Source organism: Stenotrophomonas sp. STEN240, assembly GCF_056756175.1.
In genome coordinates this window covers 55651-78293 of the sequence record NZ_JBRRBO010000015.1, presented here as the reverse complement: position 1 = coordinate 78293, position 22643 = coordinate 55651, and the positions used below count along the sequence as shown (strand labels likewise).

Genomic DNA, 22643 nt, shown 5'->3' with positions numbered 1-22643 from the left:
TGCTGCATGCGACGCAAGCGTAATGAGAGGCCGCGCACCCAGGCCGCTGCTGGCTCATAGCAAGCGTGCGCCGGGGCTGTTGACCGGGCTCACCCAGCTCTGGCTGTCGAATCCTGCCGCAGCAAATGCCGCCTGCACCTTGGGCGCGGCCGCAAGCGCGGTGTCAGGGTCCTCAAACCAGGCAAACACGCTGGGGCCGGCACCGGAGATGCTGGCGCCCATCGCCCCGCCTGCCAGCGCCGCCGCCTTGGCGGCATCAAAACCGATGATCAGCGGCGCACGCCGCGGCTCGATCAGCACGTCGGCCAGGCCAGCCCGCACCAAGGCGGCATCGCCGGCATGGCAACCAGCCAGCACCAAGGCCAGATTGCTGCTCTGTGCGACGAACTCCTTCAATGCATAACTTCCCTGCAAGGCGGCGCGGGCGCGGCGCGTTTCCAGCAAGGCGTCCGGATGCACCAGCAGGCTATGCCATTGTGCAGGCACCGGCACCGGCACCAGCCGCTCCAAAGTGGACAGCACCAAGCCGCCAAGAAACATCGGCCCCAGGTTGTCGCCGTGGCGGCTGCCACTGGCCACGGCTTCGCCTTCCAACGAATACAGATACAGCTGCTCGCGACTCAAAGGCACATCCAGCAGCGCATTGGCCGCCACCAGCGCGGCCACGCACGAGGCCGCCGACCCGCCCATTCCGGAACTGAGCGGAATGCCCTTGTCGATCTCCACTTCGAAGCCGTACGTCAGCCCCAACGCCTGGCGCAATGCGATCAATGCCGCACCGGCAGTATTGCTGGGTGCATCCAACGGCAGCTCCACCGCAGCGCCACGAATGGCGGCGATGCGCACTTCCGGCGCGTCTATGCGGCGTACGGTTACGGTGTCGCCGACATCCGGCACCGCATAACCGAGCAGATCAAAACCGACTGCCACATTGGCTACCGATGCCGGAGAGAACGCCCGTGCTTCACGCCGTCCTGAATCCTTCAAACCATCACTCACAATCGCGCTCCCTCGCCCGCTGCAACCCGCAGCACATCAGCAAACACACCGGCCGCCGTCACCTCCGGGCCTGCGCCCGGACCTTGCACCACCAAGGGGTTGTCGCAGTAGCGACGGGTGGTGAACTGCACGACATTGTCAGTCAGGCGCAGGTTGGCGAACGCATGGTCGCCCGGCAATTCAACCAGGCCCACGCTGGGCTGCTGGCCGGGCCTGAACTGGGCCACGTAGCGCAGCACGTTGCCGCGCGCCCGGGCTTCTTCCAAGCGCTGCGCAAAGCCGGCATCCACTTCGGACAGTCGCGCCATGAAGTCTTCAACACTGGCCTGCTGCAGCGCTGCCGGCACCAGACTTTCCACGGCCACGTCTTCAAGGCTCAGCGCGTAACCGGCCTCGCGCGCCAGGATGACCAGCTTGCGCGCCACGTCCACACCGGACAGATCATCGCGCGGATCCGGCTCGGTATACCCCATGCCGCGCGCCTGCGTGACCAGCTCGGAGAACGGTACGCTGCCATCGTATTTGTTGAACAACCACGCCAGCGTGCCGGAGAAAATGCCGGCTATCGCAGTCACTTCATCACCGGTATCAACGAGATCCCGCAAGGTGGTGATCACCGGCAGGCCAGCGCCCACCGTGGCCTCATAGCGGAAGCGCGCGCCGGTCGATGCGGCCGCCTCGCGGATGGCCTGATAGCGCGCCAATGGCCCGGAACCGGCCTGTTTGTTCGGCGTCACCACATGGATGCCCGCAGCCAGCCAGCCCGCGTAGCGGTCAGCCACTTCGGCGCTGCCACTGCAATCGATGATCAAGGTATGCGGCAGCCGCGCCGACAACAGATGCTCGGTGAACAGGTCCAGATCGTTGGGCAGCGCGGCCGAATCGAATGCCGCCTTCCAGTTGCCGTGCATGCCGCGCTGGTCGAGCACCATGCGGTTGCGCGAGGCTACCGCACGCAGACGCAAGTCCAGTTTCGCCCTGGCCAGCAGCGCCGCTTCGGACGCATACAGCTGCTCCAGCAAAGCCGCACCTACGTTGCCTGGCCCGATCACGCCTACCGAGAAGGTCTGCGGCGACAGCCAGAAACCGGCATGTGCAGCGCGCAAGGCCTTGGTAGCATCGCGCGCCTCGATCGCAACCGAGATATTGCGCTCGGACGAACCCTGCGCGATGGCGAGAATATTGACCTGGGCCCGGCCCAGCGCCTCGAACAGGCGTGCGGCCACGCCCGGCTGCCCGGCCATGCCGTCGCCGACCGCAGCGAGCACGCTCACCTGCTCGGTCAGCTGCACCCGCTGCACCTGGCCGGCCGCCAGCTCGTGAGAGAAGCCCTGCAACAAGGCATCGCGTGCGCGCTCGCACTCGGCCTGTTTGACCACGCAACAGATTGAATGTTCGGACGAGCCTTGCGAGATCATCACCACCGATACATGCGCATTGCGCAGCGCGGCGAAGACACGCTCGGCGGTGCCCGGCACACCCATCAGGCCGGTACCTTCCAGGTTCAGCACGGCCAGCTCCGAGCTCAGCGTCAAGCCTTTGATCGGGCCACTGCTGGAACTTTCGGCGGTGATGCGGGTACCCGGATGATCGGGCTGGAAGGTGTTGCGGATGATGATGGGCAGGCCACGTTCGATTGCCGGCGACATGGTCTGCGGATGCACGACCTTTGCACCGAAATACGCCAATTCGCAGGCTTCGTCATAGCTGAGCGCATCCAGCTGCACCGCTTCGGGCACCACCCGCGGGTCGGCCGAAAGCACGCCATCAACATCGGTCCAGATATGCAGCTCGTCGGCGGCAAACAAGGCAGCAAAGATAGCGCCGGAGAAATCACTGCCGTTGCGGCCCAGGGTGGTGATGTTGCCCTTGCGATCACGGGCGACAAAACCGGTCACGACCAATCGCCGCGCCGGGTGCGTTTCACGCCACAACGCCAGGTTGGCCGCGCTGGACTTCCAGTCCACATCCACACCCAGCTCGCCATGATTGACCACCAGCACATCGCGGGCGTCCAGTACATCAGCATCTTCGCCCAGGATCTGCAGGTGATGGCCCAACAGATGTGCGGAGAAAACCTCGCCCAGGCCCTGCACGCGGTCCAGCACTTCCTGCGGCAGCTCACCGATCACCGCCAATGCGGCAAGGATTTCGCGCAGACGTTCGAAACGCGCATCCAGCCATTCGATGGTCGCCCCGGAATGCTCGCCCAGCAGCGCAGCGGCCGCGCCGCGATGTCGCGCCCGCAAGTCGTGCCAGCGCTCATCCCAGGCGGGATCGGCGGCAGCTGCAGCCCTGGCCAGATCGATCAGCGCATCGGTCACGCCCTTCATTGCCGATACCACGGTCACCTGCTGCTGCTCGTCGCGGTCAAGCAGCAGCTTGGCGACATGGCGGTAACGCTCGGCGTCAGCGACGGACGTGCCGCCGAATTTGTGCACGACGGTACGGACGGCAGCGTCCGCGGCAGGATCGGCGAGTGGAGCAGCAACTGACGACATCGGAAGAACCTCGGCTGGAGGCCCCGACACGCATCTGGATGGAGTTCCCCCGCATCCTGATCCGGGTGCGGGGCCGTGGTTTTCGGAAATTACGCGAAGACGACGGACCGCACCGGACGAATGGTGACGGTAATAGTGGTGGTGGTAATGGTGCCGCCGCAGCCAGACGCGCTGCCCCGAGCGCCCAAGGGCGTCTGCGAGGTGGTGGCGATGGACTGGGGGCTGCTCATGGCCTTCAAGAGACAACAGCCGGGATCAGACTGTCAAGTGCTGCGATGCAAAAACCCAATTGAAGGCAACGTCGCCGAAGCGGCAGTTAAAAGTTGCAAATGTCACCAAGCACGAACGTCGTGCATTTCACGGCTAAGCAGCTGCCAATGCCTTGCCCGGTGCAGGGCAGGCAGTTGCCCGTGGATACCGGCGTGCCGGTTTCCAAAGCATTCGAAAGAATCGCCGCAAGCGGCCTTTCGCCAGCTGACTGCGCGGAATCGCTCAGGCCGGATCCGCGGCCGGCGCCGCCGGGCGGTGTGCCGCCGCACTCCATGCAACCCCGGCAATCAGGCACAGCGCGGCAATCACCTCGATGGCCACCGGCCAGCGCTGCTGCCAGACAAAGCCGTAGAGCAGACCAAACAAGGTCTCGAACACGATCATCTGCCCGCCCAGGGTCAATGGCAGGGCGCGGCTGGCGCGGTTCCAGCAGGCATTGCCCAGGATCGAGGCGAACACCGCCACCGCCGCGGCCATCATCCAGAAGCCGCTCCATTCGCGGCCCGTATGCCCTGCTCCACCGTCGGCGAAGGCCACCGGCGCCAGCAGCAGGGCCAAGCCACCGGTTGCCACTCCGGTCAGCAGTGACCAATCATGCCCGGACACATCCGGCACCTTGGCCAACCAACGTGTATTACCCACCGAATAAGCCGTCCAGGACAGCAGCGCGCCCACTCCGCACAGCAGGCCAAGCAAGCGCTGCGTGGTGCTGGCCTGTACATGTGACGAAACGATGGCCTCATAGCCCATCAGCACCACCCCGGCCATGCACAAGGCCAGCGCCGGTGCCAGCCGGGACAAGGGCACCGCGCCCGGCTCACGCGCGCCCACCACCGCCACCAATACCGGCACCATGCCGACGATCAACGCGGCGGCCCCGCCCCCGCTCCACTGCACGCAGATGGAAAGCATGACGAAATAGAGCAGATTGCCCAGCAAGCTCAACCAGGTCAGCGCGGTCCACTCGGCCTTGCCGATGCGCGCGCGCAGCGCCGGCCAACGCGGTACCAGCAGGATCACCGCAACCAGGCCGTAAATCAGGTAACGCGCCGCCGCCAACTGCATCGGCGAAAAATCCGCCAACACCGCCGGTGCCAGGAACACCAGGCCCCAAAGCGCACCGGACGCCACGCCATTGCCGATACCGAACCACATCCGATCTTTCATCACGCCACCCGACGCCCAGATACCCCACCAGCATCCATGTGCCGGCCTGGTTTGTATTGTCCCAACCTACGCGGCGATGGGCTGAAACTACGCATCGAAACGACGACGATAGCGGCCCGGCGTGGTGCCCAGCGAACGGCGCATGGCGCGGGTCAGGGCGCCCTGGTCGGAGAAGCCAACCTGTTGGGCAATCTGCGCCAGCGACTGGCTACCGCCCGCCAATTGCCGCTGCGCAAGCAGCAGCCGCTGCTGCAACAGCCATTGCGCCGGGGTAAGCCCGTATTCGCGCTTGAACAGGCCGTGCAAGGCGGTCAAACCGATACCAGCTACCTGCGCCATTCGCGCCAACGGCCAAGCCTGGCCCGGCGCCTGCAGAACCTGTGCGCACAGGCGCTGCATTGCCGCTCGGCCAGGAGCCACCGCCACCGGCGCGGCAAACAAGGCATCCAGCAACAACGGCAGTGCGTGCTGGGCCAGTGCGGTGGTCACGGTGGGCTGCGTGCCGGTCCGGATATGGATGAATTCGAGCAAGCTGCGGGCAGCAGCGGAAATCTGCAGGAACGGGCGTTGCTGTGCCCGCTCCAACTGTGCTCGCGCCAGCAAGGCACTGTCACAGTCCACGATCAGAAACCGGTTGCGCCCGTTGCCGGACTGCACATGGGCCGCACCGGGCACTACCAAGGCCCCGCGCTGCGCGTCCAAGTGACCGCCGCGCCCCTCGATCTCCAGCTCCAGGCTGCCGTGCACCGGCAGCACCAGCTGCAGGTGAGCGTGACTGTGCGAATGACCTGCGGGGCCATAACTGCGAAAACTGAGGGCATCACCGCACTGCATCGGCATCAATACCGGGGCTGGCTGGCACCTGCAGCAGCTGCCACAGACTGCGTTGAAAGATGGTGACCCCGACACGATTCGAACGTGCGACCTGTCCCTTAGGAGGGGACCGCTCTATCCAGCTGAGCTACGGGGCCAAAATATGGACGCCAAGATTACAGGCAAGCGCCCCGCCCAGCCAGCTTTTCCGGCTGCGGCTGAAGCTGCCGCTCAGCCGTGGCAGTGCCGGAAACGGTCTTCGGCAGGCCATGCACTGCTCCTCACCGCAATCAGCTTGCTCGCAAGCGCGCCAGCCGTTGCCAGCAACAAACTGCCTGCTGATGTGCACCGAAAATCATCGACAGGCCGAAACGACACAGACACCGGCTTCCGCCAACACGTTTTTCAGACAAACCCTAATCCAAGCGCCTATGCCGCGTGCCTACAATCCTCGGGGCCTCCTGCTAGCCAATGACGACAGGCTTCAGCAGCGCACCACTCACCGCGCAGGCCTTCGGCCTGCCGGGATTGCACAACCACACAAGCAGCCGCTTCCAGCGGAAGATGAGAACCAGCAATGAAGAAATCTTTTTACGCTCTGACCCTCGCCGCGTTTTCGCTTCCGGCCATCGCGCAGGACGCGCAGCTCGCTGAGCAGCCTGTCGTCGCCCAGGACCCGCAAGCAATCGAACAGCCGGCGTTTGAAGACGCAGTTGCGAACCAGGAACAGAGCCCCGGCGAACAGCAGGAATCGGCTGCGCAGAGTGAGCTGACCTCGTCTGCCGACCAGGAAGCAACGGCTTCCTTCGAACAACCTGCCACCGAAGAGGCAACCGCCTCGTTCGAACAACACGGCAGCGAAGAGTTTGTCACCGCCGATGGTGAGTTCAGCACCGAATTGGCAGGTACCGAGCAGGCCGGCAACAGCGCACGCGGCACCTTGAACCGCCGCCTGGCCATTGGTGGCGGCGTAGCCGCTGGCGTGCTGCTGTATTCGGTGCTCTCCAATGATGACGGTGGCAATGGCAGCGCACCGGTTGCCCCAGGCCCGACCGGCACTCACTGATTTCGAAACACATCAAGCGCCAGTATTCCCTCACCGGCCCTCGCGCCGGTGAGGGCTGCGTATAGCCTGCAAAGGCCAGGAAGAAGAAATGAACTGCAAGCGTCTTGTCGCCACACTGGCGCTCGCGTTGTTACTCCCCGGCTGCGTATTGGCGCCGGGCCAACACCTGCGCAGCGATGCAATCGCGCAACCCGGTCATTCCGTTGGCGACAGCACTATCGAGCTTCTGCCGATCACGCCCAAGCTTATCGCCATGGAGCGGGCTTCGCGTGATGCGAAATCCATGCCGCTGGCACTGAGCAGCTATCGGCCCGGTCCTTATCGGGTGGGTGCGGGCGACATGCTGTATATCACCGTATGGGACCACCCTGAGCTCACCGTGCCGGCAGGCCCGCAGCAGCAACTCAATGCCGCAGGTCGCCTTGTGCAATCGGATGGCAGCTTGTTCTACCCCTACATCGGCAAGCTGAATGCTGCCGGCAAGACGCCGAGTGAGCTGCGTGAGGAACTCAGCACCAAACTGGCGCGTTACATCGAAACGCCGCAGGTTGATGTTTCCATGCTCAGCTACGCCAGCCAGCGCGTCTGGGTAACCGGTGCATCGCGGCAGCCGGCGAGCATTCCGCTCACGGTCGCACCATTGACGCTGAGCGATGCCATCGCCCAGTCCGGCCTTGACCCACTACAGGCAGATCTTTCCGGCGTGAGCCTCGGCCGCGATGGCGTCACCTACACCATCGACCTGGATCTCATCGGGCGCAATGGCGGCAGCCCTGTTTTCCTGAAAGCCAACGACCTCATCCACGTGCCTTACCTGGACCGCAAGGAAGTTTTTGTCGTGGGCGAAGTGAACCAGCCTGGCGCCATGAACTTCCGCACCGGGCAGATTTCCCTGAGCCAGGCGCTGGGGCGTGCACGCGGGCTGATACAAAGCACCGCCAACGGCAACGCCATCTATGTCATCCGTGGCTCAAGCGATCTGCAGAACATCCCCTCGCAGGTCTTCCATCTGCAGGCCAAGTCGCCTGCAGCCTTTGCGGTGGCCAGCCAGTTTGAACTGCATCCCGGCGATGTGGTGTTTGTCGGCGCTGCCGGCGTTACCCGCTGGAGCCGCTTCGTGAACCAGTTGCTGCCCTTCACCGCCATTCTCAGCAATGCCGCCAGCGCGCACAGCGACCTGGACAGCAACTAAGCAGCACATCATGACAAGCAAGGACGCCGTTACCGCAGCACTGCCCCTGCGCAACCTGCGGGCTGTGGGCGTACTGCTGAGCGCGGCACTGATCGCAGGCTGCGGCTCGCTTGCCCAGGCCAGCCTCAAGAGCCTAGGCCTCGCGATCAGCGGCAAGCCCGACATCACGCCGGATCCGGATGCTGTTGCTGCCAGCCGCTTTGCACAGATCAAGGTAAGCGGTGCGGATGGCGGCGCGATCCTGGTGCTGGGCAACCTCGATGGGAAACGCCAGGCGTGGTACAGCACTGACCGCAGCATCGTCTTCCTGCAGGATGGCTTGGTGGTAGCAACCCACGGCGGCAGGTCCGAACTGCGTGGCATGTCATTTGAAGGCAGCAACCCATTCCATGACCTGCGCAGGATAGAAGCCGGAACCACCGTGCATCGCCGATATGACGTGATGCCCGGCTACCACTACGGCATGCGCGTGACCGGCACCTTGCAGCCGCTCGGGCGGGAGACCCTCAGCATCCTTGGGAAACCGCGCGAACTGCTGCATATTGAGGAAGCGCTGCATGGCGCGGGCTGGTCGACGCGCAACCACTACTGGGTGGATCCAGACAACGGCTTCATCTGGAAAAGCGTACAGGCGATCAGCGCAGACGCCTCGCTTGAAATTGTGCAACTCAAGCCGTTTTCCGCCGATCTGCGCAACCGATGATGCGCGCCTTCGCCCTGCTCTTCCTGCTGATTTCTAGCCCCGCCATCGCGGGCACCACCGCAGTGCCGGTGGCTGCAAGCGGCAATGTTCGCAACGCGGGCAACCATGTGCTGCCGCCCGATAGCCGCTTGAGCCAGCTGGCATTGACCGCCGGCCCGACTGAAGGCGCCTACATGCTGGGCGCTGCGCTACTTCGCGAGCAGGCTCGCATCGAACAAACCCGCTGGAAGGCTGGGCTCCTGTTTGATCTGGAGCAACTTTCAAGGCACAACCCGAACCCACCCGAGCTCTCGGCCACCCTCGTCCAGATGACCCGATCATTCGCACGGCTGCCGGTCACCGGTCGCGTCCGCTATCTGCTGGAGCCGCGGGCGCTGGAAGCCAGCCGCGAACGCGACCTGCCCGTGCAAGCCGGCGATCAGGTCTTCTATCCAACGCGCCCTGCCACGATCACCATCACCGGCGCGGTGGCCAATGACTGCCACCCAGCGCACGTCGCCTTGCAGTCACCGGCCAGCTATCTACACCAATGTCCAATGACCAGCGGCGCCAGCGCTGACCATGTGCACGTCATCCACGCCGATGGCCATGTCGAAACGCTGGGCATCGCCGCATGGAACCGCGCCGCGCCTTCCAGCCTGGCACCCGGCGCCATCCTCTTCGTACCGCTGGCCGCCGCCGTGGTACGCAAGGCAGCACCCCGATTCAACGAGGATGCCGCCCGCTTTCTCGCCACCCAACTCTTGCCCGCGCCCGGAACTGCACCGTGACCCATCGAAACACGCGTGCGTTGATGCACCTGAGCCTGACCCTGCTGTGCCTGGGCATAAGTGCTGACCTTCAGGCACAACAGGCACCAACTCCCAGCTCCAGCGATTGGGGCGGCATTGGCTTGCTGCAGACCCCAACCGCGCGCATGGCCGACGAAGGCGAACTGGGCATTACCGCGAGCCACACCTCGCCCTACAGCCGCTACACCGTCACCCTGCAGCCGTTGCCGTGGCTGGAAGGTTCGTTCCGCTATATTTCCATCGCCAATCGCCGTTATGGCCCGGCCTCGCTCAGCGGCAGCCAGAACTACAAGGACAAATCGATCGACCTGAAGCTGCGCCTGCTGCAGGAAAGCCGCTGGAGGCCTGAGCTGGCACTGGGCGCGCGCGACATTGGTGGTACCGGCTTGTTCTCCAGCGAATACCTGGTGGCCAACAAGCGGTTTGGCCCGTTCGACGCCAGCCTCGGCCTGGCCACAGGCTACATCGGCAATCGGGGCGATTTCAGCAATCCGCTCCGGCACATCGATGACCGTTTCGAGAACCGCCCCCACAACACCACGCATACCGGAGAGCTCAACACCGCCGGCATGTTCCGGGGCCCGGTCGGCGTATTTGCTGGCGTTGCGTACCAGACACCGTGGGAGCCGTTGCAGATCAAGCTCGAATACGAAGGCAACGACTATCGCAACGAGCCGCAGCGCAACCAGCAACGGCAACGTCACCCCTTCAACATCGGCGCGGCATACGCGTTTAACGACAATGTCCAGTTCCAGCTGGGGTGGGAACGCGGTGACAAGCCGGTATTCGGCCTCACCCTGCATGGCAACCTGGCTACCGCCCGCTCCAGTGCCAAGCCGCTGGACCCGCCGCCAGCCATCGACAACGCCGCCAGCTCCGGGCCTGCTGGCGAACTGGCTGCGAAAGCCAACCTCCCCTCAACTGACTGGGCAGCAATCTCAAGCCAGCTCGAGGAAAATGCCGGCCTGCGTGTGACGCGCATAGCGCGGCGCGGCCCCGACCTTGTCGTAAGCGGCGAGCAGCGGCGATTTCTGGACCCGGCGACAGGCTTTGGCCGCGCCAGCCGCATTCTTGACCAGGCGGCCGCCGGAGATATCCGGTGGCTCACGATTCAGAACAACCGGCTGGGCATTGCACTCATCGAAACCAGCGTTGAGCGGGCCGCTTTCCGGGCGTTTTCCGATCATCGCGTGGCGGCAGCTGCACTGCGCGTTGGCCTTGAGCCACCCTCGCCTGCGTCCCGACACATCATGTATGAAGCGCCACTGCGCCACTTTGAAGGCGAATTCAATCTCGACTATCAGCAAACGCTGGGCGGGCCAGACAACTTCATCCTGTTCCAGCTTGCCGGCAGCTACAGCGCCGAGCTGCGGTTCACGCACTCGCTGTGGATGAGCGGCACGCTCAACTACAATCTTTACAACAATTACGACCGCTTCCGCTACGACGCACCCAGCAAGCTGCCACGCGTGCGCACCGACATCCGACAGTACCTGACAACCGCCGAGGCAACGCTGCCCAACCTGCAGCTCACCGCCACTGGCCGGTTGGGCCCGGATCTCTATGCAATGGCGTACGCAGGCATGCTGGAATCGATGTACGGCGGCGTAGGTGGCGAAGTGCTGTACCGGCCATTCCTTGGCCGATGGGCGTTTGGTGCCGACATCAACCTGGTCAAGCAGCGCGATTTCGATCAACGCCTGCACTTCCGCGACTACAGCGTGGCCACCGGCCACGCCAGCCTCTATTACACCTGGGGAGATTCGCGAAAAATCGTCGCAACACTCAACGCCGGCCGCTACCTGGCAAAGGATTGGGGCGCGACGCTCACCTTGAACCGGGTGTTCGACAACGGCGCCAGTATGGGCGCATACGCAACCAAGACCAACGTCTCGGCAAGCGACTTCGGCGAGGGCAGTTTCGACAAGGGGATTCTGGTCTCGGTGCCGTTCGACCTGATGCTGCCACGCTCAAGCAGAACACGCGCCAACCTTGCCTGGAGCCCGCTCAGCCGTGATGGCGGCGCTAGATTGAGCCGCCGCTACATGCTGTATCCGATGACCAACGAGCACGGCATCGACGCAGTGTTCGCGCATCCCGAGGCCATGCGTGACTGACAGGGCGCCGGCTGCCTGAAGCCATCCAGCGCCCTTCCGCGCGCCACCCGCAACAGCGCGGTGGCGCGCCAACGGCATCAAGGCGTGTCAGAGGCGTACTCGTAGTACCCGTAGCTGTGATAGCCAGTCTTGCGCCTTTCCACCGCGTTGAAGATTGCGCCCTTTACCTGCACCCCATTCTGCTCGAAACGCTTCATCGCCAACCGGATCTCCTTGGGATGATTGACGCCAAAGCGCGTGACCATCAGCGTTGAGCCGGCATGCTTGGCAACAATCACCGCATCTGTTACTGCCAGCACGGGCGGCGTATCGATGATGACCAGGTCGTAATTGCGCGCAAGTTCTTCCAATACCTGGGCGAAGCGCGGATGCATCAGCAACTCGGACGGGCTAGGCGGAACCTCGCCACGTCCGATGTAGTGCATGCCATTCAATCCCGGCGCCGCATGGACTGCAGCATTCAGATCGACCTTGCCCGACAGCACGTCCGACAGTCCTGTCTTGTGCGCGACGCCCAGCACCTTATGCAAGGTGCCCCTGCGCATATCTGCATCAATCACAAGAACCTTCTGGCCGGCCTGCGCGATCACTGCCGCCAGATTGGCCGCAATGAAAGTCTTGCCGATCCCGGGCCGCGGGCCCGATACCACCAGAATGTTGTTCTTGGCCTCCATCATCGCGAAATGCAGGCTGGTGCGCAGGCTGCGCAGCGCTTCTACTGCAAGGTCCGCAGGCGCTGCACTGGCTAGCAGCGGAGCCGCTGCGGCCGCACCAACACCCTTGCGCTTGCCGCGACCCGCCTTGCGCGCCTGCGCCAGGCTGGCTGCACTGCTGAGCGGAATAGCCGCATAAACAGGCAAGCCCAACTCCTCGATATCGGCAGGATCCTCAATCCCGGGGTTCAGCATGCGCAGAACAAACACGCCCGCAATGGACAACATCCCGCCAAGCAGGGTCATTGCAAGGACGATCACCGCTTTCTTCGGTGCTACCGGGTTGCTCATATCAGCAACCGCCGCATCCACAATTCGAACGTTACCGACGGATCCGGCGCGCGCCACATCCAATTGCTGCGCCTGGTTCAACAGTGCGGTGTACAACTCATTGCTGACGGTCAGGTCGCGGGTGAAGCGCAGCAACTCCTGCTGCGTATCAGGAAGGTTGCTGACGTCATTGCGGAAGCCGTCCTTGCGCGCCTGCAGGCCGCCAATCTGCTTGAGCAGCGCCCGGTAGGCCGGATGCTCGCGGGTAAACGTCCTATCCATCTCGGCCTGCTTCAACTGCAGCTGCTGGATACTGGTTTCCACTGCTACCTGCTGCTCCAACAGCCCCTTGGTCTGCAAGGTGATATCCACCGCATTCGAGCGTGCCTGATAGCTGGCCATCGCAGTCTGGGCGGTCTCGACCTGCTTGCGCACCGTCGGCAGCTGATCCTTTACAAACTGCAGCTGGGATGCCGCTTCAGCCGAGCTTCGCTCCACGTTCTGGCGAACATAGATCTCGGCCACGTTCTGCAACAGCGCTTCTGCACCCAACGCATCCCCACCTTCGTAAGCCAGCTTCAGGATGCCGGAATCCTTGCCCTGCTCGGCGACTTTTATCTCCTTCTGGAGTTCAACCAGAACATCCAAACGGCGGCGCTTCTGCAACAAGAAGTGCGTGCCCGGGTTGGCACGCAGCTCGGCTACTTCAAGCTTGAAGCCGCCTGCTTCCGCAGGCACGCCCACAGCACCGTGCAGCACCTCGTCACCGCCTGGCCCCAGCAGCGAGAAGCCCCCGGCGGCCGGACCGGCAACCAGCGTAAGCGACTCATTGAGGAGCCCTTCGGGCACATCCAGACGGTGCACGCTCAGCACCTCGCCGCCCCAACCATACCGGGACAAGCCCAACGCCGGGCCAGCCACCCGCTGTGCATCCATGCGCTCGTGCCGTCGAGCGAAATACCCACCCAACAGAGGAAACCGGCGCGGCTCGGCCTTGATATCCAGCTGCAGGCGATCAACCGCAGCTCCAACAACCATGCGTGAGGTCAACAGCGCCACTTCGGTTGTCGCAGCCGCACTACCACCGCCAGTCAACGAGGTCAGATCCGACAAACCTGGAATCGCAGGCACTTTTGACTCGACCTGGATCATTGCCTGGGCCTGATACACCGGCTCTGCCAGCAGCACGTAGGCAGCGCTCAGCACCGCAAATGCGGTAGTGGTTGCGATAACCCACCACCTGCGGTCGTACACGACACCCACCAGATCGCGCAGATCGATCTCGTCGTCCTGCGGGGTAGTTCGCAATTGCTTTTCCTTTTCCATGACTTCCGTTCTGATAGATGACTGCGCCAACACGCGCCTAAGCGATGTACTTGCCCCAGCGCGCAACACCTTGTTCGATCAGGCCATAGGCGTGCTCGAAGGCGATGCGCCCCTGCCGATACGGATCAGGCACTTCACTGCTGTCCCAATGCCCGAGCAGAAAGGTTTTTCCGCTTACCTGCGGCCACTCGCGCGCAATCTTCACCACGTGCGCCCGCTCCATCACCAGGATCAGGTCAGCGGCACTCAACATCGACGCCGTTGCCTGCCGGGCCCGATGCGCCTGCGGATCGTGGCCACGCTCGCGCAACAGCACCGCCGCCATCGGGTCAATGGCGTGGCCGGCCAACGCATGCAGACCGGCCGACGCCACCTGCACGCCTTCCCGTCCCTGCAACGCGTGACGCACAAGAATCTCGGCGGTAGGGCTGCGACAGATGTTGCCGACACAGACAAGCAACGGTTTTTTGAACACCTGCAAACCTCGGAGCATCTATGCGGACGCGCCGCGTTGCGCAATGCCGAAACGGCAACTGCATGGCCTCCCCGCCTCCGGCCCGCTGAAACGCGCCGGTGTTGAAACAAGCGCAGTGGACACAGGCACGCCGGGATCGGGAAGCGCGCAAGTGTACCCTCTGAAACAAACTGATACAATAAGAGAGCAAGTGAAACCATGCATTCCCGCGAAGATTGAAATTCCTCGCGTTATCAAGGCCTTGATTGGATTTCTTGCAACTTCTGCCCGTTGTTGAATTCAAGGAAGAAAGAAGATTTCCATGTGGACCGCCTCCTCCCAATCCCATCTTGAGCAATGGAGAGCCCCTTCCGGGCGCCTGACAACAACATTTGGGATCATTCTCAGAATCAGCGACCCACTGCTCCTGATCTGCACCGCACTGGCGGCTTACCGGCTGCAATTTGGCGATCTGCTGCTGTCGGTCAACTACTGGCGTCTGATCGCCATCACGATGTTGCTGAGCCTGCTCGTACTTGGCACCTCGTCGCTCTACTCCAGCTGGCGCGGCCGCAGCCTGCTCGCAGAACTGGCACAACTGCTGCTGAAATGGCTGCTGATTTTTGGCGCCTTGTTCGCATACGTCATCGCGATCCAGGTCGCTGACAGCCAGGCAATGCTTTGGGTACAGAAGTGGTTCTGGCTGAGCGCGTGCGCCGTGTTGCTGTCACGTCTGCTGGTACGTTCCGCTGCGGCGTGGGCGCGCGCGCGCGGCAACGACCTGCGCACCGCCGTACTGGTCGGCGCCACCCCTGATGCGCAGAAAATCATCGACACACTGCGTGAAAACAGCTGGGCAGGCATCACCATCCGCGGCTGGTTTTCGACTCGCGCCGACCGTTGCGTCATCGACGGCCCAACCGAGCTACTGGGCACGCTGGACGACCTGGGAAGCTACGTTGAAAGCAATGCCATCGATCAGGTCTGGATCGCGCTGCCGATGCGCGACGAGGCGCAGATAGCGCTGGCCTTGAATCAACTGCAGCATGCAACGGCCGACATCAAGTTCGTTCCCGACATGTTCGGCATTCACCTGCTCAATCATTCGATAGAGCAGCTGGCGGGCCTGCCCGTCATCAACCTGCAGCAGACGCCGCTGCAGGGGCGCGCACGCCTGTTCAAGGCGCTGGAAGACCGCCTCCTGGCGGCCGTGATCCTGCTGATGATTTCGCCGCTGATGCTGGCAATCGCAATCGCCGTGAAGCTGAGCTCCCCCGGCCCGGTGTTCTACCGCCAGGAGCGCATGAGCTGGAACAACAGCACTTTCCAGATGCTCAAGTTCCGCTCGATGCCGGTGGATGCTGAAACCGGTACCGGAGCAGTCTGGGCCAAGGCCGGCGAGAATCGCGCGACCAAGGTTGGCGCCTTCCTGCGCAAGACCAGCCTGGACGAGCTGCCGCAGTTCCTGAATGTATTGCGCGGCGACATGTCGATTGTGGGCCCGCGACCGGAGCGGCCGGTATTCGTGCACCAGTTCAAGCACGAAATTCCCGCGTACATGAAGAAGCACATGGTGAAAGCGGGCATCACCGGCTGGGCCCAGGTCAACGGCTGGCGCGGCTCCACCGACCTGCACAAGCGCATCGAGTGCGACCTTTTCTATATCGAGAACTGGTCGTTGGGGTTTGACCTTCGAATCATTGTTGCGACCCTTTTCAAGGGCTTTTTACATAAGAACGCGTACTGAGTCGCACCCATGAAGCCAGCTACAACCATTCACGAATACATACGCACGCCACTGAAAATTGCCGTTGCAGGAACAGGCTACGTTGGCCTTTCCAACGCCGTCCTACTCGCACAACATCATCACGTAACCGCGCTGGATATCGACCCTGCGCGAGTCGACGCAATCAACCGCGGCTGCTCTCCAATTGAGGATGCCGACATCCAGCACCGCCTTGAGCTGGGCAATCTCAACTTACGAGCCACTCTGGACAAATCAAAGGCCTATTCCGATGCGTCCTTTGTAATCATCGCAACTCCAACCGACTACGATCCGGACAGCAATTATTTCGATACGAGCACGGTGGAAGCGGTAGTCGCCGACGTTAAGGAAATAAATCCAAAGGCAACGATCGTGATCAAGTCCACGGTCCCGGTTGGCTACACTGAACGACTTCGCCAATCGACACCTGGAGCCCTGTTTTTCTCGCCGGAGTTCCTACGCGAAGGGAAAGCGCTGCACGACAATCTTCATCCCAGCCGAATTATCATAGGCGACACATCCGAGCAAGCGTACCTTTTTGCCGCGCTACTCCAGCAGGGCGCCGCTTCCGATACTGCACCAGTGATTCATACCAACTCGACAGAAGCCGAGGCTATCAAGCTGTTTGCCAATACCTATCTGGCAATGCGGGTGGCGTTCTTCAATGAACTGGACACCTATGCTGCGAGTCACAACCTGGATACGCGTCAGATCATCGATGGTGTCGGGCTCGACCCACGCATCGGCATGCATTACAGCAACCCATCGTTTGGCTATGGCGGTTACTGCCTCCCGAAGGACACCAAGCAGCTACTCGCCAACTATCGCGATGTTCCACAGAACCTGATCCGCGCGATCGTGGACTCCAATACAACGCGTAAGGACTTCATCGCCGACAGCATCGCCGCCAATAAGCCGAGCACCGTCGGAATCCATCGTTTGATCATGAAGGCTGGCTCAGACAATTTTCGGGCGTCAAGCATTCAAGGGGTCATGAAACGCCTGAAGGCAAAAGGCATAGAGGTCGTTATCTACGAGCCAGGCCTTGCCTGCGAATCGTTCTTCAATTCACGCGTGGTGAACGACATCGATGCCTTTACGAATGAGGCAGACATGATAATCACCAACCGGATGACTAACGATCTTGCCGCCGTCTCTCACAAAGTGTTTACCCGTGACCTTTTCGGAACGGACTAAGTCGCCTATAGGAGCACCCTCGCTGACGTCCTGACAGTGGATGGGACCACAGTCGCCAACCCACATCGAGCATTCACTTTGATTTCCAGCACCAAAGAACTAATTTCAATTGTGAGAACCGATGTCGAACGGATCTACTCCGAGCGCAGGGGCTTCGGAACTTTTCTTCGCGTGGCGGCAAACCCCTCGATAAGGGCAGTATTCCTGATCAGGATTACGCTGCTCGAAAACGTGTTTCTGCACTCATTCGCCCGCAATGCACTGCTTTCTTTCTTTGGAATAGATGTTGGCAAAGGTGCCGTAATCGGCCCCGGACTCTATCTGCCACATCCACTCTGCATTGTCATTGGCGAAGGTACTCGAATGGGCGCAAACATCACGCTGTATCACGGCACTACGCTTGGCAGACTGAAAAACAACTACCCAACGATCGGCGACCGAACCACCCTTTACCCAAACGTCACTGTCATTGGCGACGTACATATTCCTGCGAACACTAGAGTTCCCCCCGGTACGATTCTCAGGCCCGATGAAAGCAATAGCTAAGCTCCTCTGGTACGGCGCTGCTGTCGCATTGCCCTTGTTCCTTCAGTCCACTCACGTGGGTGCTTGGCTGATTCCGCACGCTGGTACTGACTTCTACCTTGGCATGAGCTTTTTCCTGACCGCGATCCAAGTGGGCCAGAGCGCCGCATTCCAGGCGACATTGGCAAAAGGAGTGACGTACGAGATCCCAGTAGTCTCCGGTGTTCTGCTGACCGGAGCTGGCACTATCGCGTGCTTGCTCGCGCTCGTGCCCGCCAACTCTTCGACCCTCGGGGTTCCCGTTATTTTTATCGTGGGCTTGATGGTGGGCGCAGGATTCTCCCTTGAGAACGCGCATCTGCTCACACGCGATAACAGTAGCAGTTACTTCCAGAATATGTGCCTCAGGAATGTATTCATTTTTGCCGTATCCGTTGCAGTTGCTCGCCTTTTCCATAAACCGGGTATCGATACCATCATCATCTGCGGTGGCTGCATCCACCTCTTTCATACACTGCGCTCAGCCGCAAACGCGATAAGACGGAGCAGTTCCACTTCTCGCTCGCTGAGCAAAGCAGAGACGCGCTCACTGCTGTTGGGCATCGCATCCTCTTCGATCTACCGCAATGATCAGAATCTTGTGCGTTCCTTCGCTGCGCCTAGCGCAGCGTTTGGGCTCATTCACAATTCACTGCTTGCGGCGGCCGCGATACAGTCTGCAGCTGGCGCAATTTTGACTACCTTGGTTTTACCGAGGATCAAGCATCCAGGGCAACTTGAGCCGTGGTCAAGGAAGCTGGACAGACCCAGCTTTGGAGTGATGGCGGTAGCTGGAGCGGCCGGGCTTGGCCTGGAAGGTGCCCTGCCAAAGATACTCTGCGCGTCCATTGTACTGGCGTGCAGCCAATGGTGGGCCTACCGGCTGCACATCAATCAAAAATCAGCGTATGTATACAGCGTTGGAACCGTAGCATTCCTTATTCTTTCCGGACTACTGAGCTTCGGAGTATCAGCCGACCTCGCCTACCTCCTGTTCGCATTCTCCACAAGCATTGGCGTGCAGCTTGCCAGGCTGATGGCACGATGATGTGCAACTTTCGATACCGATACAACCTTGCCTTGTGCTCGACCATCATTGGCGTCGGCACGCTTGCCGCATCGTTCCCATTGGTGCTACCAGTATCAGCGGCACTCTGCGCGACGCTCCTTTTCGCGATCTTATTGGCCTGTGTCCGATCAGATATCCCTCGCGATTGGCTGGCTATCATTCTTTCGCTGAAGGCGCTCTACGCTGCGGATATCGCACTGGCTATCTTCGACGGGCGTCCTTTGCGATATGCGCCGGAAATTGGCTCCGACGCCGCGCAGCTTCGCGGCCAGGCGTTGCTGATGCTGTTGCTGTGGACCGCGTCCTTCATAGCGACGGCGTCTGCATTCTCAGGTCGTTACCTAAGAATGCAGATCAGCCAAGTCGCGAATGAAAATAGAACGTGGATCGGAATCGTATCTACCGGTCTGGTCGCTCTGTCCCAGATAGGTTTCATCGTGATAACCATAGAGGTCGGCGGAGCAGCGAAGATGCTCGCCAGCATGAGCAACCGTCACGAGGTTTACTTTGGGATCGGATTTCTGCGGGTCGTCGTCGGCGCCGGCGCTATTGGCGCCGCGCTGTTGTTCCTGTGTGGGAGAAAGAAACTCAGCTGGTTTCTGGCAACAATAATTTTCTGCGAACTTGCACTTCTCGGAGGCCGCAGTTATGCCTTGTTCTCGACAATTATTCCGATATGCATGTTGTGGATATCGGGTTCAAAGCGCATCCCGGTCGGCAGAGTCCTGCTGATGGCCGCCTTGGCATTGGCGTTCGTAAGTGCGCTGGGAAGCTATCGGTCCGCGCAGCTTTCGGCGCAGTATCACGCTTCTGCGGGTGTGCTATCGAGGTTAGTGATGGACACCGGCGCGGCCGACAACTTTCCAAGCCTGCTCTCACTGCTCCGTCGCGATGTCGTGCCGTTCTCCGGTAACGAGATAGTTGCTTCTGCTGTGCTCGCACCGGTACCTAGGGCTGTCTGGAAAGAAAAACCGGTTACTGATGAAGCAGCCACAATTGGGGTGTTACTGGCCAATACGGACCGCGTTAATTGGGGACTGCCCATCGGCCCTCACGGGCTGGCCTACTTCACCGGGGGCGCGATACTAATCCCAATTTTTGGCGTTATTTCAGGCCTCTTCTTTGCCTACGTAATGACAAGATCCGGCCACAGCGTCGCGTGGGCCGCAGGCGCACCATTCCTGCTGCTGCTGTCACCGGACATTCTTTCTCCCTCCACCACGGCCAGGGTTTTCGTGCTGACTACCCTGATCATCGTGATTTCCCTGACCCTTAGATTCCGCTTTCCAAGATGAAGATTCTTGTAGTCAACAATTTCTATTATCCCTACGAAGTAGGAGGAGCCGAAGAATCGCTCCGTCTCCAATGTGAGGCACTGATCAAATTGGGTCAGAAGGTCGATGTACTGACCGTTGCGCATGAACTCAGCGGCAACCCCACCCGAGTCAACGGCGTGAGCACCCACTATCTAAGGACGCTGTTCTCAAGCGGATCGCCATTGCATGCACGGCGCAGCTCTCTCATGCGAATTGGCTGGCAATTCGGCGGCTTCCTCCAGGTCGGAGCGGCGTTACATACCTTCCGCCTGCTGTACCGTGAAAAATATGATGTCGTCTACGTCAACAACCTCCCCGGCATCGGCCGAGCGTCCGTTTTGCTTGCCAAGGTCTTGGGCATTCCTGTGGTGGCCGGACTACGCGACTACGCTTGGATTTGCCTGCGTCAATCGCGCTTTCAACGGGGGAAAAACTGCACTGGCACTTGTGTCAAGTGCAGGCTTGGCTGTTCCCTACGCAGGTCGATTGCCGGCTGTGCCAGCGGAATAGCGGCCAACAGCACCGCACTGCTTGACACTTTCAAGGCATCGAGAACTTTCACTGACGCCACCTCGCGGGTCATCTATGCAGGTGCTGGCCAGCCCGAAGATCAAGGAAAATCACATCCATCACCCCGTCACACCAATCCATGGCTAAGCATCGGGGTGATGGGCCAGATTCAACCCTCAAAGGGATTCGAGCTCTTCCTACAGGAAGTGTCACCTTTGCTCGCCGCAGGTGGCATACGCATCCTGATTGCAGGAACCGTCTCCGGCGAACATGCAATCTCCCTCCGGGAAAGGTTTGCTGGCGACGACGTAACTTTCGTCGGCCGGGTTGATCGCGCTGAGTTCTTTCGACGGGTTGACGTAGTTGTCATCCCATCGCTCTGGAACGAGCCACTCTCCAGGATCACCTATGAAGCCTTGGCGTATGGAAAATGCGTTGTCGTATCCAGCCATGGTGGCCAGAAGGAAATCATCCGATCGGGCACAAATGGCTACGTCTACACGCCAGGGAACGGCTCGCTGGTAACGATCATCCGCCTGCTGCAGGAGCAACCTGAACTGATAGATCAGCAGGAGCACGGCGCCGCCAGCTCAGCCGCCGAATATACCCCAGCGAGTGCCGCATCCAGTCTTCTGGCGCTGTTCGAATCAGTGACGGCCATCCCATGAAAATCTGCATAGTCCACGAATGGCTCGTCACCTATGCCGGTTCGGAGCGGGTGCTGTCTGAGTTGATTAAAATTTACCCGACCGCAGACATATTTTCTGTAGTTGATTTCTTGTCCGATGCCGATAGAGCACTACTGGGTGCCCCGCGCACAAGGACCTCATTCATACAAAAATTGCCCGGCGCCAGAAAGCACTATAGAAGTTTGTTGCCACTGATGCCCTTAGCAATCGAGCAGCTCGATCTTTCCGCCTATGACATCGTAATTTCCAGCTCGCATGCTGTCGCAAAAGGTGTACTTACTGGCCCTGATCAGTTGCATATAAGCTACGTCCACTCTCCGATCCGCTATGCCTGGGATCTGCAGCATCAGTATCTGCGCGAATCAAACCTGCAGCATGGACTGAAGTCCTGGCTGGCAAGATGGCTGCTGCACAAGATAAGGATCTGGGACTATCGGACATCTGCTGGCGTTGATTTTTTTGTCGCCAACTCCCGTTTCATCAGCCGTCGCATCCAGAAAGTCTACCGTCGCGACGCGGAGGTAATCCATCCGCCAGTTGATGTGGATGCTTTCACGCTGCAGCGTAATAAGGAGGACTACTACCTGGCCGCGTCACGTCTGGTCCCATACAAACGCATGGACCTGATCGTGGAGGCTTTTTCGAAGATGCCGAAGCGCAGGCTGGTGGTAATTGGTGACGGGCCGGAGCTCACCCGACTGCAATCGATGGCGACATCCAATGTCACCATTCTGGGCTACCAATCCTCCGAGTCCTTGCAGAGCCATATGCAACGTGCCAAGGCCTTCATATTCGCTGCAGAGGAGGATTTCGGGATCATCCCCGTTGAGGCCCAAGCCTGTGGAACGCCAGTGATCGCCTACGGCAAGGGCGGCTCTCTGGAGACGGTCCGCGCAGCGCCTGACAGCGCGCGGACCGGAATTCTGTTTGGCGAGCAAAGTGCCGATTCGATCATCGCGGCGGTTGAACGCTTCGAATCCTTGCCCGTACCGATCACAGCAGACGCATGTCGCGTGCACGCGGAGTCATTTTCCGCGGCGCGATTCCGGCTCGCGTTTGGCAGCTTGGTGGAACGACGTTGGCTGCAGTTCCAGCGCACCACCTGCAACAACCAGGAAGGCCACATTCTCGACGAACGTTGAGCTACCCAC

At 60.9% G+C, this 22643-nt stretch carries 18 protein-coding genes and 1 tRNA gene; 12 read left to right on the top strand and 7 right to left on the bottom strand.

Going from position 1 to position 22643, the window contains the following annotated elements; translation table 11 throughout:
• Positions 1 to 54 precede the first annotated feature (54 nt).
• The 5 genes from ACVOKO_RS09250 to ACVOKO_RS09230 all read right to left on the bottom strand — a co-directional run bounded on the left by ACVOKO_RS09250 (position 55) and on the right by ACVOKO_RS09230 (position 5908).
• Positions 55 to 999, bottom strand: coding sequence for a homoserine kinase (locus tag ACVOKO_RS09250; protein WP_346498633.1), 945 nt, complete (start codon positions 997 to 999; stop codon positions 55 to 57).
• Complete coding sequence (gene thrA, locus ACVOKO_RS09245) at positions 996 to 3500, bottom strand: bifunctional aspartate kinase/homoserine dehydrogenase I (protein ID WP_346498632.1); 2505 nt, start codon at positions 3498 to 3500, stop codon at positions 996 to 998. Before thrA ends, ACVOKO_RS09250 begins: the two co-directional genes overlap by 4 nt.
• 492 nt (positions 3501 to 3992) lie before the next feature.
• Positions 3993 to 4937: a DMT family transporter gene (locus tag ACVOKO_RS09240; protein ID WP_346498631.1), complete on the bottom strand. Its 945-nt coding sequence runs from the start codon at positions 4935 to 4937 to the stop codon at positions 3993 to 3995.
• Between the two features lie 87 nt (positions 4938 to 5024).
• Entirely contained in the window at positions 5025 to 5771 is a 747-nt protein-coding gene (locus tag ACVOKO_RS09235; RefSeq protein WP_346498630.1) for an AraC family transcriptional regulator, read from the bottom strand.
• Positions 5772 to 5831: 60 nt separating this feature from the next.
• Positions 5832 to 5908, bottom strand: a tRNA-Arg gene (locus tag ACVOKO_RS09230).
• Positions 5909 to 6327: 419 nt separating this feature from the next.
• On the opposite strand from ACVOKO_RS09230, the gene ACVOKO_RS09225 reads away from it, so the two are divergent.
• From ACVOKO_RS09225 to ACVOKO_RS09205, 5 genes are all read left to right on the top strand, one after another.
• Positions 6328 to 6816, top strand: coding sequence for a hypothetical protein (locus ACVOKO_RS09225; RefSeq protein WP_346498629.1), 489 nt, complete (start codon positions 6328 to 6330; stop codon positions 6814 to 6816).
• Positions 6817 to 6904: 88 nt separating this feature from the next.
• Positions 6905 to 8008, top strand: coding sequence for a polysaccharide biosynthesis/export family protein (locus ACVOKO_RS09220; RefSeq protein ID WP_346498628.1), 1104 nt, complete (start codon positions 6905 to 6907; stop codon positions 8006 to 8008).
• The gene (locus ACVOKO_RS09215; RefSeq protein WP_346498627.1) at positions 7971 to 8711 is read left to right on the top strand and encodes a YjbF family lipoprotein; all 741 of its coding nucleotides are present in this window, start codon (positions 7971 to 7973) and stop codon (positions 8709 to 8711) included. Before ACVOKO_RS09220 ends, ACVOKO_RS09215 begins: the two co-directional genes overlap by 38 nt.
• Entirely contained in the window at positions 8711 to 9481 is a 771-nt protein-coding gene (locus ACVOKO_RS09210) for a capsule biosynthesis GfcC family protein (protein WP_346498626.1), read from the top strand. The genes ACVOKO_RS09215 and ACVOKO_RS09210 overlap by 1 nt, the downstream gene beginning before the upstream one ends.
• A complete protein-coding gene (locus tag ACVOKO_RS09205; RefSeq protein WP_346498625.1) occupies positions 9478 to 11619 on the top strand; it encodes a YjbH domain-containing protein in 2142 nt (713 codons plus the stop codon). Before ACVOKO_RS09210 ends, ACVOKO_RS09205 begins: the two co-directional genes overlap by 4 nt.
• A gap of 77 nt (positions 11620 to 11696) precedes the next feature.
• On the opposite strand, the gene ACVOKO_RS09200 is transcribed toward ACVOKO_RS09205, so the two are convergent.
• Positions 11697 to 13928, bottom strand: a complete 2232-nt coding sequence (locus tag ACVOKO_RS09200; RefSeq protein WP_346498624.1) for a polysaccharide biosynthesis tyrosine autokinase — start codon at positions 13926 to 13928, stop codon at positions 11697 to 11699.
• Positions 13929 to 13965: 37 nt separating this feature from the next.
• Entirely contained in the window at positions 13966 to 14403 is a 438-nt protein-coding gene (locus ACVOKO_RS09195; protein ID WP_346498623.1) for a low molecular weight protein-tyrosine-phosphatase, read from the bottom strand.
• 301 nt (positions 14404 to 14704) lie between these two features.
• Between ACVOKO_RS09195 and ACVOKO_RS09190 the strand changes: the two genes are divergently transcribed.
• The 7 genes from ACVOKO_RS09190 (at position 14705) to ACVOKO_RS09160 (ending at position 22634) form a co-directional block, all read left to right on the top strand.
• Positions 14705 to 16129, top strand: a complete 1425-nt coding sequence (locus ACVOKO_RS09190; protein ID WP_346498622.1) for an undecaprenyl-phosphate glucose phosphotransferase — start codon at positions 14705 to 14707, stop codon at positions 16127 to 16129.
• Between the two features lie 51 nt (positions 16130 to 16180).
• Positions 16181 to 17344, top strand: coding sequence for a nucleotide sugar dehydrogenase (locus ACVOKO_RS09185; protein ID WP_346498652.1), 1164 nt, complete (start codon positions 16181 to 16183; stop codon positions 17342 to 17344).
• A 78-nt stretch (positions 17345 to 17422) separates the two neighbouring features.
• Positions 17423 to 17890, top strand: a complete 468-nt coding sequence (locus tag ACVOKO_RS09180; protein ID WP_346498621.1) for a serine O-acetyltransferase — start codon at positions 17423 to 17425, stop codon at positions 17888 to 17890.
• On the top strand, positions 17874 to 18956 hold the full coding sequence (locus tag ACVOKO_RS09175; RefSeq protein WP_346498620.1) for a hypothetical protein: 1083 nt from the start codon (positions 17874 to 17876) through the stop codon (positions 18954 to 18956). The genes ACVOKO_RS09180 and ACVOKO_RS09175 overlap by 17 nt, the downstream gene beginning before the upstream one ends.
• Entirely contained in the window at positions 18953 to 20272 is a 1320-nt protein-coding gene (locus ACVOKO_RS09170; protein ID WP_346498619.1) for a hypothetical protein, read from the top strand. Before ACVOKO_RS09175 ends, ACVOKO_RS09170 begins: the two co-directional genes overlap by 4 nt.
• The gene (locus tag ACVOKO_RS09165) at positions 20269 to 21471 is read left to right on the top strand and encodes a glycosyltransferase (RefSeq protein ID WP_346498618.1); all 1203 of its coding nucleotides are present in this window, start codon (positions 20269 to 20271) and stop codon (positions 21469 to 21471) included. Before ACVOKO_RS09170 ends, ACVOKO_RS09165 begins: the two co-directional genes overlap by 4 nt.
• Entirely contained in the window at positions 21468 to 22634 is a 1167-nt protein-coding gene (locus ACVOKO_RS09160) for a glycosyltransferase family 4 protein (RefSeq protein ID WP_346498617.1), read from the top strand. The genes ACVOKO_RS09165 and ACVOKO_RS09160 overlap by 4 nt, the downstream gene beginning before the upstream one ends.
• The last annotated feature ends 9 nt before the right edge of the window (positions 22635 to 22643 follow it).

Coding starts and splice junctions, on each gene's coding strand:
- thrA (WP_346498632.1), bottom strand. CDS start 3,500: ATGTCGTCAGTTGCTGCTCCACTCGCCGATCCTGCCGCGGACGCTGCC.
- ACVOKO_RS09240 (WP_346498631.1), bottom strand. CDS start 4,937: ATGAAAGATCGGATGTGGTTCGGTATCGGCAATGGCGTGGCGTCCGGT.
- ACVOKO_RS09235 (WP_346498630.1), bottom strand. CDS start 5,771: ATGCAGTGCGGTGATGCCCTCAGTTTTCGCAGTTATGGCCCCGCAGGT.
- ACVOKO_RS09225 (WP_346498629.1), top strand. CDS start 6,328: ATGAAGAAATCTTTTTACGCTCTGACCCTCGCCGCGTTTTCGCTTCCG.
- ACVOKO_RS09220 (WP_346498628.1), top strand. CDS start 6,905: ATGAACTGCAAGCGTCTTGTCGCCACACTGGCGCTCGCGTTGTTACTC.
- ACVOKO_RS09215 (WP_346498627.1), top strand. CDS start 7,971: ATGCCGCCAGCGCGCACAGCGACCTGGACAGCAACTAAGCAGCACATC.
- ACVOKO_RS09210 (WP_346498626.1), top strand. CDS start 8,711: ATGCGCGCCTTCGCCCTGCTCTTCCTGCTGATTTCTAGCCCCGCCATC.
- ACVOKO_RS09200 (WP_346498624.1), bottom strand. CDS start 13,928: ATGGAAAAGGAAAAGCAATTGCGAACTACCCCGCAGGACGACGAGATC.
- ACVOKO_RS09190 (WP_346498622.1), top strand. CDS start 14,705: ATGTGGACCGCCTCCTCCCAATCCCATCTTGAGCAATGGAGAGCCCCT.
- ACVOKO_RS09175 (WP_346498620.1), top strand. CDS start 17,874: ATGAAAGCAATAGCTAAGCTCCTCTGGTACGGCGCTGCTGTCGCATTG.
- ACVOKO_RS09170 (WP_346498619.1), top strand. CDS start 18,953: ATGATGTGCAACTTTCGATACCGATACAACCTTGCCTTGTGCTCGACC.
- ACVOKO_RS09165 (WP_346498618.1), top strand. CDS start 20,269: ATGAAGATTCTTGTAGTCAACAATTTCTATTATCCCTACGAAGTAGGA.
- ACVOKO_RS09160 (WP_346498617.1), top strand. CDS start 21,468: ATGAAAATCTGCATAGTCCACGAATGGCTCGTCACCTATGCCGGTTCG.